The sequence below is a fragment of the Lacticaseibacillus boliensis genome (assembly GCF_054784775.1).
On record NZ_BAAIHN010000010.1, the window covers coordinates 74,798 to 90,944 of the forward strand.

Genomic DNA, 16,147 nt, shown 5'->3' on the forward strand with positions numbered 1-16,147 from the left:
ACGATCAAAAGCGCCGCAATGCCATTGGCCATTGCGACGCTTTTTTGTGTTGGCCGAGGGCCGTTTTGAATTTTCGGTTATAATGTCAGTAAGTCTTCCGGCTTCTTCAAGGCGTAGGCGATCGGTTCTAAGTCAGCGGTAGGCTTGCTGGTCCATGTGGCCAAAGCAAAGCGGACGCCGGCGTTTTGGGCGGCTAGTGAGTCGGTTTTGGTGTCACCGATATAAACGGCGTCTTGAAGCTGGCCGTCCAAGCGGTCGAGCGCAAGCAAAATGGGATCTGCATAAGGCTTGTTGCGCTTGGCGTCATGGGCGACGATCCGGGTGTCGACATAGTCGGTAAAGTGATACTTGGCGTTATCTAGATCAAACTCGGCGGCGTCTTTTGAGGTAACGATGCCCAGCCGGTGGCCTTTTTGGCGGAGTGCCTGCATCGTTTCAGGCATGCCGGGGATCCAGTCGACGGCGGCGGAGAAAGGCTTAGAGTCTTCGATCCACTCATCGATCAGCGCCTGGGCGGCGTCGCCGGTGAACCCGAGGTGAGCCGCGGTTTCAGTCGACGGGATGCCATTGGAGAAGGTCAACTCTTCCAACGCGTATTCGCGCCCGTGACGACGCATAGTTTTTTGCAGGCCTTTGAGATAAGCCGGAACGGAATCGATCAAGGTGCCATCGATATCAAAGATAAACGTGGACATAACGCACTTCCTTTCACAAACTACGGCAATTATACAATATGGAGGCGGTTTTGGTGAAAATTTTGCATACAGCCGATTGGCATATCGGTAAAAAACTTGCAGGCTTTGATCTGCAAGAAGACCAAGAAGCGGTTTTTGAACGGTTGGTGGCCACAGCCAAAGCGGAACAAGTCGATGCGATCATTATTGCTGGCGACTTGTATGACCGCGCGCTACCGAGTGAAGCGTCGGTGGCGGTGGTCAACCAGATGCTTTACCGGCTGAATCGTGAGTTGCATTACCCGCTGTTGGTAGTGTCAGGTAATCACGACTCAGCGGTGCGGCTGAACACCGGCCGCGACTGGTATCAGGCAACCGAGCTGTATCTCAACACCCAATTGACGCAGGCGTTCACCCCGGTGACGATCGCCGACACGCAATTTTTCTTGCTGCCGTATTTCGAACCGGTGGCCGCGCGCCAATATTTTCACGATGACAGCCTGACAAACATCGCCAAGGCGATGGTGCCGGTCGTGGCCAAGATGCAGACGCTGTTTGCGCCAGACAAGCGCCATATCTTGGTGGGCCACTTTTTTGCAGCCGGTAGTGACCATTCCGAATCTGAAACGCGGGTCAATGTGGGTGGACTTGATGCGGTGGCGGTGGCTGACCTGAGTCCGTTCGATTATGTGGCGCTGGGGCATCTGCACAATCACGACGCCCTAAATGCAGCCAAGATCCAGTACGCCGGGTCGCTTCTGAAGTATGCGGTGTCTGAGGTGAACCAGGAAAAAGGGGTGTATATCTTAGACACGGCGACGATGGCGCGCAAGTTTGTGCCACTAGCGCCACGCCGTGAGGTCCAACACCTCACCGGTAGTTTTCAAGAATTGGCCGATCCTAAACAATACGCCGGTTATGATCGCGAGGCCTACACGGCGATCACGCTCACGGATACTGAGGTGATCCCCAACGTGATGGCCATTCTGCGCGAGATTTTCCCCCAAGTCATCAACCTCGATCGTCAAAGCGGGGTGAAGGTGGCGCCGACACCGGCGACTACGGCGTTGAAACTGGGACCACTGCCGCTATTGACAGACTTTTATGTAGCAGCCACCGGCTCTGAGATCGATGAGCAGGCACTGGCGTGGGCGAAAACGGCACTGGCTGATGCGCAAAAAGGGCTAACCACCAGCGTCGACTGAAAGGAAGAAAAACATGCGTTTACAGCAATTAACGATGCGAAACTTTGGCCCGTATCGCGATGAAACCGTCGATTTTACCGCGTTTGAAACGACGCAATTATTTTTGATCAGCGGCAAGACCGGTAGCGGGAAGACGACGATTTTTGACGCGCTGGTCTACGCCTTGTATGGCACGACCACCGGCGGGGAGCGTACCGGCAACGAGATGCGGGCAAGCTTTGCCACGCCGGATGAGGCCACAGAAGTCGTGCTGAAATTCAGCCACGGCGGCCGCGATTACGTGATCCGCCGCGCACCGGAACAGCTGCTCGCCAAAAAGCGCGGCGTCGGCCTGACAAAGGTGGCAGCCAAGGTCAGCTTGAAGGTCTTCGTTGACGGCGCCGAAGAAACCGAGCTGACGAAAGTGCAGACGGTGAAGGAACGCGTCCAGGCGCTGTTGCAGCTGGACGCGGATCAGTTCCGCCAGATGGTGTTGCTCCCGCAAGGCAAGTTCCGGCAGTTTCTTGACGCCAATTCTGATGCCAAAGGCGCGCTGTTGCGGCATCTGTTTGGTACCGAGTTATATGCGCGTTGGCAGACAACCTTGCAAACGGCAGCCAAGAAACAGTCGGCGATGATTGCCAAGCAGCAGGCACAACTTTCGGCGCTGGTCGCCCAATTCGATTATGGCGACGCCGCGCCAGCCCCACAGGCGACGCTGGCAGAGCACTTGGCGGCGATGCAAACCGCCGTGGCGGCACAAAAGACTGCGATCGCGTCTGCCACCAACCAAGCGACGGCAGCCAAAAAGGCGTTTGGTGCCGCCAACGCAGCCTATCACGAGGCGGACATGTTGCAAGCGGCGTATGCCCAAGCAGAAGCCGCCAAAGGGCAACTGGCTGAATTGGCTCAGGCCAAGCCCGAGCTAGAGGCCGCGGCCACGCGCTTGGTCGACTTGCAGTGGGCACACGAGTTGGCGCCGGTTTCAGAGCGGATCGCCAGCCGCCGCCAGCAACAAACGCAATTGACGGCGGCAATCCAGCAGACGAGCACCGCGTTGGCCCAGGCCCAAACCACCCTGCAAGCAGCCCAGCGGCAACAGGCACAGCTTGCGCAACAAGAGGCGGCTGTTACTGCGGCCAAGTCACGCCTGCAGACGCTGACCTCGTGGCAAGCCCAACTGCAGGTCGTCGCCGATGCAACCGCAGCTGTCCAGCGAGCTCAGGCCAAGCAGACACAAACGCAAGACCAACGCCAAGCGATCCAAACCGACGTGACCGCTGGTGAAGCGGCAGTTGTCGCCAATCAGGCCGCCCAGGCAGCCTTGGCCACAGAAGACATCACCCCAGAGCTGCAAGCCGCTGAGAACTTGGCGGCAAAGTTAGCGGGACTGGCCAAACAGCTCAAGCAGACCCAGGCGCGCCTGCGCAGTTGCCAGCAACAACAAGCAGACGTTGCCACGCAGATCACAACGCGCCAACAAGCGGCGCAAGATGCCCAGCAACATTATACCGACCTGCACGATCGGCGGCTGAACAACCAGATCGCGGCGCTTGTCGCCCAATTGTCGCCGGCCGCGCCATGTCCGGTGTGTGGCAGCCTGGACCATCCGCATCCGGCTGTGGTCCAGGCGCAAGCGGCGGTGGCTCCTGAGGCCTTGCAAGCCGCCGATGCCAAGCGCACGGCTGCGCAATCCCGGCTGGCAAAAGTGCAGGCCCAAGCCGCGCAGCTTGAAGCCCAAGCCACCCAGTGGCAACAAGATGTAACCGACGTGGCAGCACAGATTCAGGCCTTGGCTGGGACTTTTGCCCATGCCGACGCTGAAGCCACCTTGACGGCGCAGGCCCAACAGCTTGCCCAGCTGCGTCAAACAGCGGCTGCGCAACAACAGCGGCGTCAGGCATTAGAAGCAAAAGCGCAGCGGCTACAGGAAAAGCAGCGCCAACTCCTCGCCCAACAAGCTGAGATCACCACCGCGGCCCAAAACGCACAGGTCGCATTGGCCGCCGCAAGTGCAGAATTGACTGCAGATCGTGCCCGGTTGCCAGAAGCCTTACCAACGGTCGAAGAAATCACCACCGAACGTGACGCGCTGCAAAAGCGGATCACAGACCACGATCAGGCGACCGTCGCCAACCAAGCGACGCTCCAAACCGCCCGCGACCAGCAGACGCGGCTGCAGACGCAACTTACTGACCAGCAGAATCAAGCACACACGCTGGCGGCCCAGCTGACAACGGAAGAACAACGCTTGGCCGACGCATTGGCCAACCATCACCACACACCTGAAGCGACGTTCAACGCTTGGCTGGCGGATGGCGATGCGATTGCTGGCTTGCAAGAACGATTGACATCCGCCCGCGAAACCGAAGCGCGGCAAAAAGCGTTGCTGGAAGCTGCCGACAAGCAGATCGCCGACCGGCCGTTGCCTGATGTGGCGGCCTTGATGGCAGCCCGCCAGCAAGCCGATCAGGCCGCCACCGCGGCCCAGCAGGTGGTCGCAGAAATCAGCCAGCAACACAAGCAGGCGACGCGGCTTTATCAGCAGACGCAGGCGGGATACAGCCGCAATCAAGAAGCACTGACCAAGGGCGTCGCCATGCAAAATCTGGCGGCGGTCGTGAGCGGCAACAATGCGCAGAAACTCAGCCTGGAGCGCTATGTATTACGGGCTTATCTGCAACAAGTCCTGGTCGTCGCCAACAAGCGCTTGGAAGGCCTGTCCGACGGGCGGTATCAGCTGTTGCTCCATCAAGATCCTGGCAGCTATCGCAACGATTCTGGACTGGAGATCGATGTTTACGACGATCAAGTCGGCGAGACCCGCTCGGTACACACGCTGAGTGGTGGGGAATCGTTCATTGCGGCTTTGGCTCTGGCGTTGGCGTTAGGCGAAGTGATTCAACAATCCGCAGGCGGCATCACGATTGATGCGTTGTTCATCGATGAAGGCTTCGGTTCGCTGGACAGCGCCAGCCTAGACACGGCGCTGGAGGCGTTGGAGACGATTGAAGGCCAGTCGCGGATGATCGGCATCATCAGCCACGTCGAGTCGCTACAGTCCGGGGTCCCGGATCAACTGCGCGTGCGCCCGACTGGTGCTGGCGACAGCCATATTCAAGTTGTGCACCTGGGCGAGTAATTTTTGGACAAAAAAAATTCGGGGCAAAACCTGCGCGGGCTGTACGTCGCCGGTGGCACTCGAGCTAACTTGGTGACGCTTTCTCTTACATCTGTTGACGATTCGTGGTATAACGGAGATGTCGAGAGAGAGCCAACAACCCCCTCAACTCTAATTCTAATGAATAAGAGGCGAGAAATATGGCAAAACTCAGTAAGCAAGAACGCAAGGCATTGATCCAAGAAGCTGAAAAGAAGCGTGCCGAGCATCCAGTTAAGAAGTCTGAGTCCGGATTTGCTACAATCGACCATGAGGCCGAGAAGCTCGAAAATGAAAAGTAAGTTCAGCTCAGTTAACATTCGAAAACCCCGTCAGGATCGATTATCGACCTCGGCGGGATTTTTTTATTTTCATCCAAGTGTGACACTGGCACTGAGAATGACAGGCAAAAGGTTGAGTATGATATAATGATCCTCAATTGTCATTTTTCAGGAGGTCAGAATGCCGAATCAAGTGCTGGCATTAATTACACACGTCATCATCATTTTAGGCTTCACGACCGGATTTGTTGGTCTCCATAACCTGTTGTGGACAAAGCTGATAGCGCTTTCGCCGTCGCCGGCCAAAACGGTTGGCCGGGTGGTCATGCCGGTGGTAATCATCGCCGTTGCGAGCATGTTGGTTTTTACCCACAACGGCGTCGCGATGCCACAGACGGCACTGGCATATCATGCATTGGCGGTCTTCATGCTGGCCTTTATCATGCTCGATGAAGGCATCAATGTGTTTGAATTCATCTTGCGGGGACTGGCGTTGTTTGGTGTCGGGGTGACCTATTATGCGGGCGCTTTTCACTCGCTTGCTTTTTCGATGATGGTTGTTTTTTTTGGCTTTTGGGTCATCATTGTCTGGGTTTGGCGGGCGGCCATCCGCTATCATGTGTGGCGCCATATTGTGGTGATTTGGAGCATTGCGGTGATGTTTTGGTTAACCATTCCTAAGGACGCCGCGGGGATACGTTTCACCTTGCCCATGGTGCTTTGCGCCATCAGCTACTCGTCGGTTGCCATCGCTGTTTCTGGGGTTTATCTCCATTCGCTGCACCGCGCTGCTGTGCGGAGCAAAGCCAACGCCAAAAAGGCGACCTTTGATGCACTGACTGGGGTGAGAACTTATGCAGCGTTTCAAACCGACTTGCAAGTAGACTTCTTGCACGCCCGCGACGACGACCAGGCGTTGGCGTTAATTACCATTGATATCGATCACTTTAAAGCCGTCAACGATCATTATGGGCATCTGGCCGGCAATGACATCTTAGTTGGCATTGCCAAGATCTTGCGACGGTCAGTGGTCGCAAGCGATATTGATGCCAAGCTGTATCGCACAGGCGGTGAAGAGTTTACGATCATCTGCCGCCAAGCGACGGCGCAAGCCGCGTTGCCGCTGGCGCGCGCTTGTTGGCAACGGGTACGCAAGAGTCGCTTTACGGCACAAGAGGCGACGATTGCCTGTACCCTGTCATGCGGCGTGGCTGAACGAAATATCACTGATGCAGACGCCAACGTGCTGTTCAGTCGGGCTGACGATAATTTGTATCAGTCTAAGACGCGGGGACGCGATACGATCACGGTGTTGGGACAGGCGGTAGTCGACATGCGGCCAGAGCGTGCAAATGAAACCTATACGTTTTTCACCCAGCGAATCGTTGATGCGCATAAGCACATGGCCACAGTCGCCAACGAGGTGTGCTTGGGGCATTGGTTGCAGGCAAGCGAGCGGTGGGAGACCGTGACCACACCACAACCGCTCTGCGTTCAGTTGCCTTTCATGCAAGAAGCGAAGATAGGCGGGGCGACCAACGTGTCCGTATATCTGACGCCAACTGAGTTCCAGCAGCCGCAAACAATCACGCGGCTGGTCGAATTTGCGAAGCAACAGGCACCCCGGCAGTTATGGGTCAACTTGCGCGAGGTGCCCGCTCTGGAGAAATTGGCGAAGACGGTACCACAATACCGGCAACAAGGACTGCGAGTCGCTGTCGAAGTTGCACATCCTGCTAACGTGAGCGAGCCGGCTTTATCACTGATCGACGGGATTAAGACGACACTGGCGGATCTGCGCGCGGCTTTCGGTTCGGATCTGGACCCGGAGCAGGCGATGGTTGCTTGGTGTACCAAGTGCCAAGCCGCCAACGTTGAGGTGGTCTTCACCAAGCTCGAAAGCGCTAGAGATACTGAGTATGTGACCAAACGTTTGCACGGTCGTTATTTGCAAGGCTACGCATTCGATCCTCCTGAATTGCCACGGTTGGTATAATGAGCAGACTGAAAAACCCAAACACCGATGTTGCCCAGCTTTGGGCGGCATCGGTGTTTGGGCGTCTGATCGGGTTATTGGGCGGTGATATAATCCAGAATCGCCGCCATCACCCGCTGGTTTGCCTCGGGAACTTGGTGGTTAAGGATGGCAGTTGGTGATTGGTGAAGCGCCGATCCCTGGGTGTAAGCCCCGTCGTTGACCACCATCGTACGGATGTTTTGGGACAAGGGTTCGATGTGGCATTGCAACCCGACGATCTTGTGGCGCATCACGAAGCCTTGGTTGCGCACCAAGTCGCTGCTAAAAAGCCACTCGGCCTCATCTGAGATGGCAAATTGTTCCTCGTGCCAATGCAAGGCCAGCACGGTTGCGGGAATGCCTGGGATCGTGGTTGCTTGGCGATAGATCGGGGCCCAGCCGACTTCTTTGGCGGCGGCTTTGGTGATCGGATAGCCCAAGGTCTTGGCGATCTGTTGGGCACCATAACAAGCGCCGAACATCGGCTTGTCCGCGTCTAACATGGCTTGGATCAAGCGCCGCTCCGCATGGATCCAGGGCAAGTCATCGTTGGGGCTCATCGGACCGCCGAGCAAGACCAGCAAGTCGGTATCGGTCTCAGTCGGCAAGATCCCAAACTGGTAAGGATGGTACACCGTCATGGTGTGACCGTGAGCTTCTGCCCAAGAAGCGATGGCGCCAGGGCCTTCGCTGGGAGTGTGTTGCAAAATATTGATTCGCATGAGCGTTCCTCTTTTCAAACGGCAATGTCGGTGGGGGATCGCTTGCAAATCCCCAGGCGGCAGTATCTTGTTACTGTAGTTGCATTTTACCACTTTTTTACCATACACTAGAGCCATGTGGAATGAAGAAAAAATCGAGGCGTTTCGACAAACGCTACTAGCTTGGTATGACGCTAACGGCCGCAAACTCCCTTGGCGCGCCGATCATGACCCGTATCATGTGATGGTGAGCGAACTGATGCTGCAACAGACGCAGGTGGCGACGGTGATCCCGTATTATCAACGATTCATCGCCCAGTTTCCGGATGTGGCCAGCTTGGCTGAAGCACCGCAAGACCAGGTCTTCAAGGCCTGGGAAGGACTAGGGTATTACTCGCGCGCCAGAAATTTGCAAAAAGCGGCCCAACAGCTAATGCAAGATTACGGTGGCGTGTGGCCGCAGACTGCCGCCGAGCTCCAACAGCTGGCCGGGATCGGGCCATACACGGCAGGTGCGATCGCAAGCATCGCGTTCAATCAAGTCGAGCCTGCCATCGACGGGAATGCTTTTCGCGTCTTTTCGCGGCTGTTTTGCATTGCTGATGACATCGCCCAACCGCAAACGCGCAAGGTGTTTGACCGAGTGATCCGGCAGGTGATCGATCCCGAACGTCCCGGAGATTTCAACCAGGCGATCATGGATCTCGGAGCCAGCTACATGCGGGCCAAAGACCCGGATGCCGCCCATTCGCCGGTCGCGGCTTTTGACGCTTCGCTGGCGGCGGGGCGGGTATTAGATTTTCCGGTCAAGACCAAGAAAAAGCCGCCGGTCGCGGTGCCGTATTACGCCTTGGCGCTGCACAGCCCGGCAGGCTACCTCTTGGTGCGCCGGCCGAGCACGGGGATGCTGGCCAATCTTTGGATGTTTCCGCTGATCGCCCGTTCTGAACTTGACGACGACACGCCGGCGGGGGCAACCGCGGTTTTTGCGGCCCAATCTGGCCAGCAAGTCCAATTGGTGGACGGCCACAAGAAACTGGTCAAGCACACCTTCACCCATCAGCAGTGGCAACTCACGATTCTGACGGCTGAATGTGATGCGTTTGATTTGACCTATCTGCCCGGTGAATGGGTGGCAGACGTGGCGACCTTGGCGATCCCGACGGTCCAAAAGAAATTACTGAAGGCGGTAGAAGCATGAAAACGTTGATTGTGGTAGCCCATCCGATGCTCTCAGGCTCGAGCACCCAAGCATTCTTGAAAGCAGGAGCCGCGCTAGTGCCCGACGCCACTTGGCATCCTGTGCCTGAAGCGCCTGATGTGTTGGGGGAACGGGCGCAGTTGCAGGCGGCTGACCGGATTATTTTCCAGTTTCCGTTGACGTGGTATACCGCGCCGGCGACATTGACCGCTTGGCTGAGCAAGGTCTGGGCGATGAATTTTGCGACGTCGCTTGCGAACAAGGAACTCGGGGTGGTGGTCACAATGGGTCGTCCTGAGCGAGACTACCATCCAGGCGCCGCTGTTGGGGTGAGCTTGGATGCGTTATTGGCGCCATATATGGCGCTTGCCCATACCGCGAAGATGCGCTGGCTGGCGCCTTTGGTGGTGGCACAGTTTGTCCGCATGCCGGATAATCACCGCCAGCGGCTGTTGATCCGTTACCAGCAATACCTCAGTTTGCCGGAACAGACCTTTGCCGCTCAGGCGGCGTGGTGGCTCGACGCCTTGGCCCAAAAGCCCGAGGCAGATTTGCTGCAAAGCGAACTGGCAGATCGCCAGGCGCGCTTGGCAGACCTGCGCCAGGCCCTCAAGGAGGCTCAAGATGACTGATGACCGCTGGCTACTTCAACAGGCGCAACAAGCCGAAGAAGCGGCGACAACCTATGAAGACAAGGCTTTTTATCTGGCCTTGCAGGATTTTATCCGCGAGCAGACGCGTCGGCTCGATCAAGCCGAAGGGGAACTCGACGGGACACTCTGGGACCATGAGCGGTGGTGAAGACCCGCCGCAAGACCGAGGGCGATCAAGTCGAGATGCGCTATGCTTAAGCTATTCAAAAACGATCTGCCTAAGGAGCCTGTGATGTTTGCAAAAATCAGTACACTTTTTAAATCTCCGGTGATCCGTGCGTTGGCACTAGTCATCGCCGGCCTATGGTTCTTGTTGATACCAGGGTCGGTTTATACCGTGATTAAGTGGGTGCTGGTCGCCGTCTTGTTGGCGAGTGCCGTGCCTGCCTTGATTCAAGGCCTGCGCGCTCGTCGCGCCACAGGCAACGGTGGCTGGGCGCTGTCGCGAGGAATTTTCTTGACTGTCGCTGCTTTGCTGGTCGCCGCTTTCTTGCAACCGATGCTCAGCATGTTGCCGGCTTTGTTGGGGATCGTCGTCGTGTTTTTTGGCATCAACAAGATCACGACCGCCAAGTCAGATCAGCGCTTTGTCAACGTGAGTCCGCTTCCACAGATCCTCTACGGCGTGGTGGTTATCATTGCCGGGGCGATCTTGGTCTTCAATCCGTTTCATGCGGTGTTATTGTTGTTCCGCGTTACCGGGGCCATGATGCTCGTCATGGCCGTGATGGAAATTGGAACGGCTTTGCGCCGGCACTGAGCGCAAATAAACAGCACCGGTTTGGCGCATCCAATTCAGGATGGTCAAGCCGGTGCTGTTTTTGTGATGAAATCAATATTTTGGTTGGGTGAGCTGGTTGGCCCAGTGGTTGATCGGGCCGAATTTGTGGCCGACTGGGATCTCGTTGGCAATGGCGGTGTCGACAAAGACTTTGGCGATACGGATCGCGGATTCGATGTCTTGCCCTTTCGCCAATTCTGCGGTGATGACAGCACTCAGGCTGTCGCCGGTTCCGTTTTTGCGGGTGGTTGGGTAGTATTTACCTTCCAACCAGAAGGACTTGCCGTCTTCCAACAGGATATAGTCGCGGACGGTCGTTTGCTCATCGGAGTCGTGGCGGCCTTTAATCATGACGTTCTTGGCACCCATGGCGTGGATGCGTTGTGCAGCTTCTTTGATGGCGGCCTCATCGTTCAACTTCAGGCCTGTGAGGTGCTCGGCTTCATAAAAGTTAGGGGTGATGATGAACGCCATCGGGATCAATTCAGCTTTCAGCGTTTCAAAAGCCTCCGTTTCCAGCAGCATATTGCCATGCTTGGTGGAGATCACCGGATCGAGAACGAGCGGTCCAAAGTCATATTTTTTCAGGTTCTTGACGACGGTACGGATGACGCTGGAGTTTGCCAGCATCCCGGTCTTGGCCGCGCGGATATGTAAGTCAGCGGCGAGGTCATCGAACTGATGGTCAATGAAGGCTTCCGGCATGACAAAACTGTCGTGGATCCCGTATGAGTTGCCAGAAACGGCAGAAGTCAGGACCAAGGTGCCATACGTGCCGCGCATGAAGAAACTGTGGAGATCGGCCTCGGCACCAGCAGAGCCGTCTGAGTCGACGCCTGCGATCGTTGAAACTTGCGGAAATTCATTCGCCATAAGGACAAAACCTCTTTTTCTAATGGATTACTCATCATAATACTAGTAATTCATCATTAATTCAATTGAAGGCGCGCCTTTGCGGCAAGACGGCTTTCAACCATTCGCCAAGGAACGGATATTGATGATTCAATTCCAAGATTTGCACGTCTGCTTCCGGATAATGCAACGTGATCGTGTCGCCATCGCTGTTGGAGACGACGGTCAAGGTTTCGTGGTTAGGCAAGGCGAGTTCGTAGCTACCTGCGACCTTGCCTTGCCGCATCAAGATGGCGTGGTTGGAAGCGATGACGAACAATTCATCCAGCGCTGGCGCAATTTCACCGGCGTGAACGGACACCTCGAGGGTCAAAACGTGGCCGATCAATTCTTCTGGAATTGTGGTCGAAGCCCAGGTAAAGGTATCGCCGTCTTGGCTGTCGGTGCCTAGATCTAGCCAGTCATGGCCGGCGTCGTCGCGGACATGGAATTCAACCGGAGCCGCGCCGTCGAGATCGCGGCTGATATTGAGGTCGCCGGCGGCATCGACATGGGCGCTGGTTGTCAACGTCGTGGTGTTGTCATACTTGGTCTTGAAAGTCAGGCCTTCAACCGGCTGCAGCACGGTTTCATCAACGGTCTTGAAGCCGTAGTCGGCGGCATACAGCCCCTTGATAAGGGTCGACAAAGCGGCCAGCTGGGTCTCATCAAATTGGACCTGGCTGTCGTCTTTGGCCGTGACCTGTAACAAGGTCGGCAAGTTGCGTGCCAGTAAGGTGGCCTTGTCGAGCAGTGGTGAGTTGATGACCAACAGCGGCAGGTTATCGGAATCTGTCGCTAAGTAAACCGTGATCTGGCTGTGACCAGACGTCCGGATCTCTGGGGAAAACCATAGCCGTTCGGCAAAAGCCGGATGCAGATCCGGCAAGGCGACTAAGGCTTCTTGAAGTTTGTCTGCCAATAAGGCGGTATAGCTTTGTGTGAGGCTACCCAACGCCTGTTCGTTTTGCGCCCAGATGGCAGAATTTTGGCGTTTAGTGAAGGCTTCAGCGTAGCTTTCGGTGATTTTGACGCGGGCATCTTTGGCTGACAAATGGGTGGTAGCGATGCCTTGTAGGCGGTGATCTGAATAATTAAGCATTGCGTTTGTCCTCCTTCGCTTCAAGGGCCCGCATGAAGTCGGACTTCAGGTTGGTAAGAATGTTTTCGAATTGAGTGATCGAGCTATAAGTTCCGATGACGGCTTGGTATTCATAGCGCGTAATCGCAGCTGAGACTTGCATCGTCCGTTTTTTGGCGTCGAATTCAACGTCGGCATCGGCCTTGGCGGCATCGAAGCGTTGCTTCAAGTTAGACGGCACCGGCTTGCGACGGCTGGGACGCGGCGTCGGGTCGCTTGGTGCGTCATCGGTATCGTCATCTGGATCGATGAAGTTTTTCAATAAACCACGGAATGAGCCGCCGGTCGTCGTGGCCGTGCGCGCCGGTTGTTCCGGTTCTTCGACGCTTGCGGCTTCCAGCTGGTTGTGCAGGTCGTTGACCTGGCGATAAATGTCTTTGCGCAACGCTTCGAGCTGGTTGTCCAGATAATGATCTGGATCTTCCGCAAAGGCGACAAGTTGCGGTAAAATGTTGCGCTCTTCGCTGGTGACCTGGTCGATGGTGCGCGTGAAGACGCTCAGTTGCCCGAATTCACGCCGGTGGTACCAGTCCCCGAAGAAGACGCGACCGTCATCGGCCACCTCGAAGAAGGGGATGTGTTCGCGCAAGAAGGCAACGAAGGCCTTTTGTAAAAACACGCGAAGCTCTTCTTGCGCGTCTTTGTCATACGCCAAGATGTAACCTGGCGTCTCGTTGAGCTCTAGGCGCAGGTTCGTGGCGGTCGTGTCGATACCTTGGTACAGGCGATAAGTCGATCGCTCGTTCCAGGCAGCGCCGAAATCGTTAAAAAAAGTTTGTTGATAATTCAAGCTAGATTCTACTGTCATCGGAAAACACCTCTCGATTAGTTGCTGATGTCTCCAGTTTACCGCACCAGCGCGCGTTGGGAAACGGTTGCGACGCCATTATGTTAAAAATAAACTTTCTATACAATGAGCAAAGGCCAATCAGTGATGAGAATTTGCCCATTATCGTGTCAAGTAAGGTGACGCTTCGATAAAATTAAGCTATCAAGCGCAATCGCTAAGGCGACACGAGGTTACTTTTTCGTGGCGGTTAAAAAATTGGAGGGGTCGCATGCAACGGCAACAGTTACAGCTGCGGTGGCTGTTTTTGGGGAGCCTGATCACTAACACCGGGATCAGCTTTATTTGGCCATTGACGACGATTTACATGCACGAGTATCTGCATGAGTCGCTGACGATATCAGGGATCGTTTTATTCATCAACTCGATGGCGACGATGATCGGGAATTATTTTGGCGGGCGTTTGTTTGACCGCTGGCGGCCTTACCCAACGATGCTTATCGGCATCAGCATCAACGTGGTGGCGACGCTCAGCCTTATCTTCTGGCATGGCTGGCCGGCCTACCCGCTGTTGCTGATCTTGTTGGGGCTCGGCAACGGTGTCGTGGCAACAGGGGTGAACGCCTATGCGACGCTGGCAACAAGTCGCAAGCCGTCGTATATTTTCAACGTGTTGTATTTCACCGCCAATCTCGGTCTGGTCATCGGGACGCTGATCGTCGGTTTTATTTTGCCGTTGGGGATCACCTATATTTTCGGGTTGGCGTGTGCGTTGTTTACCCTATTTTGGATCGTGGTGTGGCGCTACTTCAACGTCGCCAAGCCGGCGCGCCCGGCGGCAACCGGCAATGGTTCCGCTCGCCCGGCAAAACGCGCCAATGTGATCTGGTTATTGGTCATGTTGTTTGTGACCTGGGTGGCGTATGAGCAATGGCAAAGCAACATCTCGGCGTTCATGTTGTCGTTGTCGCTGACGGTCCGTAACTACAGTCTGTTGTGGACGCTGAATGCCGTCTTGATCGTCTGCTTCCAGCCGGTGTTGACCGCGTTTGACGATTGGCTTAACCGCCATATCCGCGCGCGGCTGACGACAGGGTTTGCGTTGTTTGCGGTCAGCTTCGTCATCTTGTTGGCAGCGCAACATTATTGGCAATTCATGCTGGCGATGGCGGTGTTGACCGTGGGTGAAGTCTTAGCGCTACCGGCGGTGTCGACGTATGTGGATCTGTTCTCACCTCCGGATGCGCGGGGACGCTATCAGGCGGTCGTGCAGATGCTGGCGTCTGCTGGGCGCGCGGTGGGGCCGCTGATGGGGGCCTTGTTGATCGACGCGACGAATTATCACGTGTTGTTCAGCGTCTTGATCATCGTGTTGTTGGCGGTTAATCTCACGTTCAGTTTTCAGGCGGCGCGAGTACGGCGCTTGAGTAATCCTTAAGAATCCGTTCACAATTTCTTCACAACTGATTGTTACGATAAGTATGTGGAATAAGTTACCCGCTTATTTCGCACCCCAACCCCAATTTTTCATTTTCACTCCTCCAAAGTGAAATCGCTGCGCTTCCCCAAAGCGCAGCCAACCCTTACCCCAGAGGTCGCCAGATGGCGGCCTTTTTTTTGGTTGCGGGGCGCTAAAAAGCCTTTACAACCAAGGCGAACATGATACAATTAATCTTGTGTTTTGGGTCCGTAGCTCAGCTGGGAGAGCGCTGCCTTCGCATGGCAGAGGTCGAGAGTTCGAATCTCTTCGGATCCATTGAGCGTTAATCATTCAACGTCAAACGTTGTTAGAATCAGCGTTATAGCAGTATTCTGATAAGTCAGACGTTCACAGAAATGCATTAAAAATCAAAAAAGGAATGCCTTGGCATTCTGTGCTAGGCAGGCGGTGGCCGTCCCGATGTGGGGCGGTTTTTGTTTGCGCTGGATTGGTGGGTGTCTTGGTTGGCGATGGGCTAGGTTGCGCTATCTGCGCACCGCGACGGATAAACGGTTCAACCTGGCCCACATGGAACTTTTCGCAATAATCCAACAGAAAAGGGGTATATTCCCCCTCTAGTGCGTTGCTCACGCCTTGATATGACAGGCTTTTTAGCCGTTACCCGTCTTGTGTGGTGTTGCGTGTCGTGGTTTCTGAGAGCATCAATGCTTGGCAAATATTAGCAGAAGCACCATCTGTGGCGTCGATGTATGTCATGATGGTACAATGTTCATGTGCACAAAACCGTACAGTCTTTGCCTAGTCTCTTCGCGCCGTTAACCTCCAAATGAGACATGGGATAAACATTTAAATATTGTCGCAGAAGCTGCACGTCAACTAGAGGCCTAGTGAAAAATATGGATTTGAAGTCTAAAGATTCTAAGCAGATTCCAGAATTACATCCTGAGTATATGATTGATGATGCACCATACGTTAATGTCCTATCACGGTTGAAGCTTGCAAAAGACGGGAAGACGTTGGATGAGGCCTATCATGACCTGTTTGATGGAAAATCCGAACCAGAAGAATTTCATTATTAGCACTCGCCATCAGGTGGGTGTTTTCTTTTACGACGAATTGTCAACTCAAGTGCAACTTTTTACCCATGAAGACTTCTGATGGCGTCTTCCAGCCTAAGACCTTGCGTGGTCGATTATTCAGTTGTTCAATGTAAGTCTCAATTTCCTGGTCGCTCT

Annotated in this window: 15 protein-coding genes, 1 tRNA gene and 1 pseudogene; 11 read left to right on the forward strand and 6 right to left on the reverse strand. The window is 55.1% G+C overall.

Annotation, left to right across the window (positions count from 1 at the left end):
* Positions 1-77 precede the first annotated feature (77 nt).
* Entirely contained in the window at positions 78-695 is a 618-nt protein-coding gene (locus ACYVRB_RS06310) for an HAD family hydrolase (protein ID WP_461214251.1), read from the reverse strand.
* Between the two features lie 53 nt (positions 696-748).
* Between ACYVRB_RS06310 and ACYVRB_RS06315 the strand changes: the two genes are divergently transcribed.
* The 4 genes from ACYVRB_RS06315 (at position 749) to ACYVRB_RS06330 (ending at position 7,295) form a co-directional block, all read left to right on the forward strand.
* Complete coding sequence (locus tag ACYVRB_RS06315) at positions 749-1,879, forward strand: exonuclease SbcCD subunit D (protein WP_461214252.1); 1,131 nt, start codon at positions 749-751, stop codon at positions 1,877-1,879.
* A 13-nt stretch (positions 1,880-1,892) separates the two neighbouring features.
* A complete protein-coding gene (locus ACYVRB_RS06320; RefSeq protein WP_461214253.1) occupies positions 1,893-5,000 on the forward strand; it encodes an AAA family ATPase in 3,108 nt (1,035 codons plus the stop codon).
* 179 nt (positions 5,001-5,179) lie between these two features.
* Positions 5,180-5,320 (forward strand): hypothetical protein, encoded by a 141-nt coding sequence (locus ACYVRB_RS06325; RefSeq protein ID WP_461214254.1) that lies wholly within the window; start codon positions 5,180-5,182, stop codon positions 5,318-5,320.
* Between the two features lie 160 nt (positions 5,321-5,480).
* Positions 5,481-7,295 (forward strand): diguanylate cyclase, encoded by a 1,815-nt coding sequence (locus tag ACYVRB_RS06330; RefSeq protein WP_461214255.1) that lies wholly within the window; start codon positions 5,481-5,483, stop codon positions 7,293-7,295.
* A 74-nt stretch (positions 7,296-7,369) separates the two neighbouring features.
* Here the strand turns inward: ACYVRB_RS06330 and ACYVRB_RS06335 are convergent, their stop codons facing one another.
* Positions 7,370-8,038 (reverse strand): type 1 glutamine amidotransferase, encoded by a 669-nt coding sequence (locus ACYVRB_RS06335; protein ID WP_461214256.1) that lies wholly within the window; start codon positions 8,036-8,038, stop codon positions 7,370-7,372.
* A 115-nt stretch (positions 8,039-8,153) separates the two neighbouring features.
* On the opposite strand from ACYVRB_RS06335, the gene mutY reads away from it, so the two are divergent.
* The 4 genes from mutY (at position 8,154) to ACYVRB_RS06355 (ending at position 10,631) form a co-directional block, all read left to right on the forward strand.
* On the forward strand, positions 8,154-9,218 hold the full coding sequence (mutY, locus tag ACYVRB_RS06340) for an A/G-specific adenine glycosylase (protein ID WP_461214257.1): 1,065 nt from the start codon (positions 8,154-8,156) through the stop codon (positions 9,216-9,218).
* Positions 9,215-9,850: an NAD(P)H-dependent oxidoreductase gene (locus ACYVRB_RS06345; RefSeq protein ID WP_461214258.1), complete on the forward strand. Its 636-nt coding sequence runs from the start codon at positions 9,215-9,217 to the stop codon at positions 9,848-9,850. The genes mutY and ACYVRB_RS06345 overlap by 4 nt, the downstream gene beginning before the upstream one ends.
* Complete coding sequence (locus ACYVRB_RS06350; protein WP_461214259.1) at positions 9,843-10,019, forward strand: hypothetical protein; 177 nt, start codon at positions 9,843-9,845, stop codon at positions 10,017-10,019. Before ACYVRB_RS06345 ends, ACYVRB_RS06350 begins: the two co-directional genes overlap by 8 nt.
* 84 nt (positions 10,020-10,103) lie before the next feature.
* Entirely contained in the window at positions 10,104-10,631 is a 528-nt protein-coding gene (locus tag ACYVRB_RS06355) for an HdeD family acid-resistance protein (protein ID WP_461214260.1), read from the forward strand.
* Between the two features lie 72 nt (positions 10,632-10,703).
* Here the strand turns inward: ACYVRB_RS06355 and thiD are convergent, their stop codons facing one another.
* The 3 genes from thiD to ACYVRB_RS06370 all read right to left on the reverse strand — a co-directional run bounded on the left by thiD (position 10,704) and on the right by ACYVRB_RS06370 (position 13,492).
* Positions 10,704-11,525: a bifunctional hydroxymethylpyrimidine kinase/phosphomethylpyrimidine kinase gene (gene thiD / locus ACYVRB_RS06360; RefSeq protein ID WP_461214261.1), complete on the reverse strand. Its 822-nt coding sequence runs from the start codon at positions 11,523-11,525 to the stop codon at positions 10,704-10,706.
* A gap of 61 nt (positions 11,526-11,586) precedes the next feature.
* Positions 11,587-12,645, reverse strand: coding sequence for a hypothetical protein (locus ACYVRB_RS06365; RefSeq protein ID WP_461214262.1), 1,059 nt, complete (start codon positions 12,643-12,645; stop codon positions 11,587-11,589).
* Positions 12,638-13,492: an SbcC family exonuclease gene (locus tag ACYVRB_RS06370; protein WP_461214263.1), complete on the reverse strand. Its 855-nt coding sequence runs from the start codon at positions 13,490-13,492 to the stop codon at positions 12,638-12,640. Before ACYVRB_RS06370 ends, ACYVRB_RS06365 begins: the two co-directional genes overlap by 8 nt.
* Before the next feature lie 250 nt (positions 13,493-13,742).
* On the opposite strand from ACYVRB_RS06370, the gene ACYVRB_RS06375 reads away from it, so the two are divergent.
* The 3 genes from ACYVRB_RS06375 (at position 13,743) to ACYVRB_RS06385 (ending at position 15,991) form a co-directional block, all read left to right on the forward strand.
* On the forward strand, positions 13,743-14,909 hold the full coding sequence (locus ACYVRB_RS06375; protein ID WP_461214264.1) for an MDR family MFS transporter: 1,167 nt from the start codon (positions 13,743-13,745) through the stop codon (positions 14,907-14,909).
* A 245-nt stretch (positions 14,910-15,154) separates the two neighbouring features.
* A tRNA-Ala gene (locus ACYVRB_RS06380) sits at positions 15,155-15,227 on the forward strand.
* A gap of 572 nt (positions 15,228-15,799) precedes the next feature.
* Positions 15,800-15,991, forward strand: coding sequence for a hypothetical protein (locus ACYVRB_RS06385; protein WP_461214265.1), 192 nt, complete (start codon positions 15,800-15,802; stop codon positions 15,989-15,991).
* Between the two features lie 40 nt (positions 15,992-16,031).
* Here ACYVRB_RS06385 and ACYVRB_RS06390 read toward each other — a convergent pair.
* Positions 16,032-16,147: pseudogene (locus tag ACYVRB_RS06390) on the reverse strand (IS30 family transposase); the annotation flags it as partial.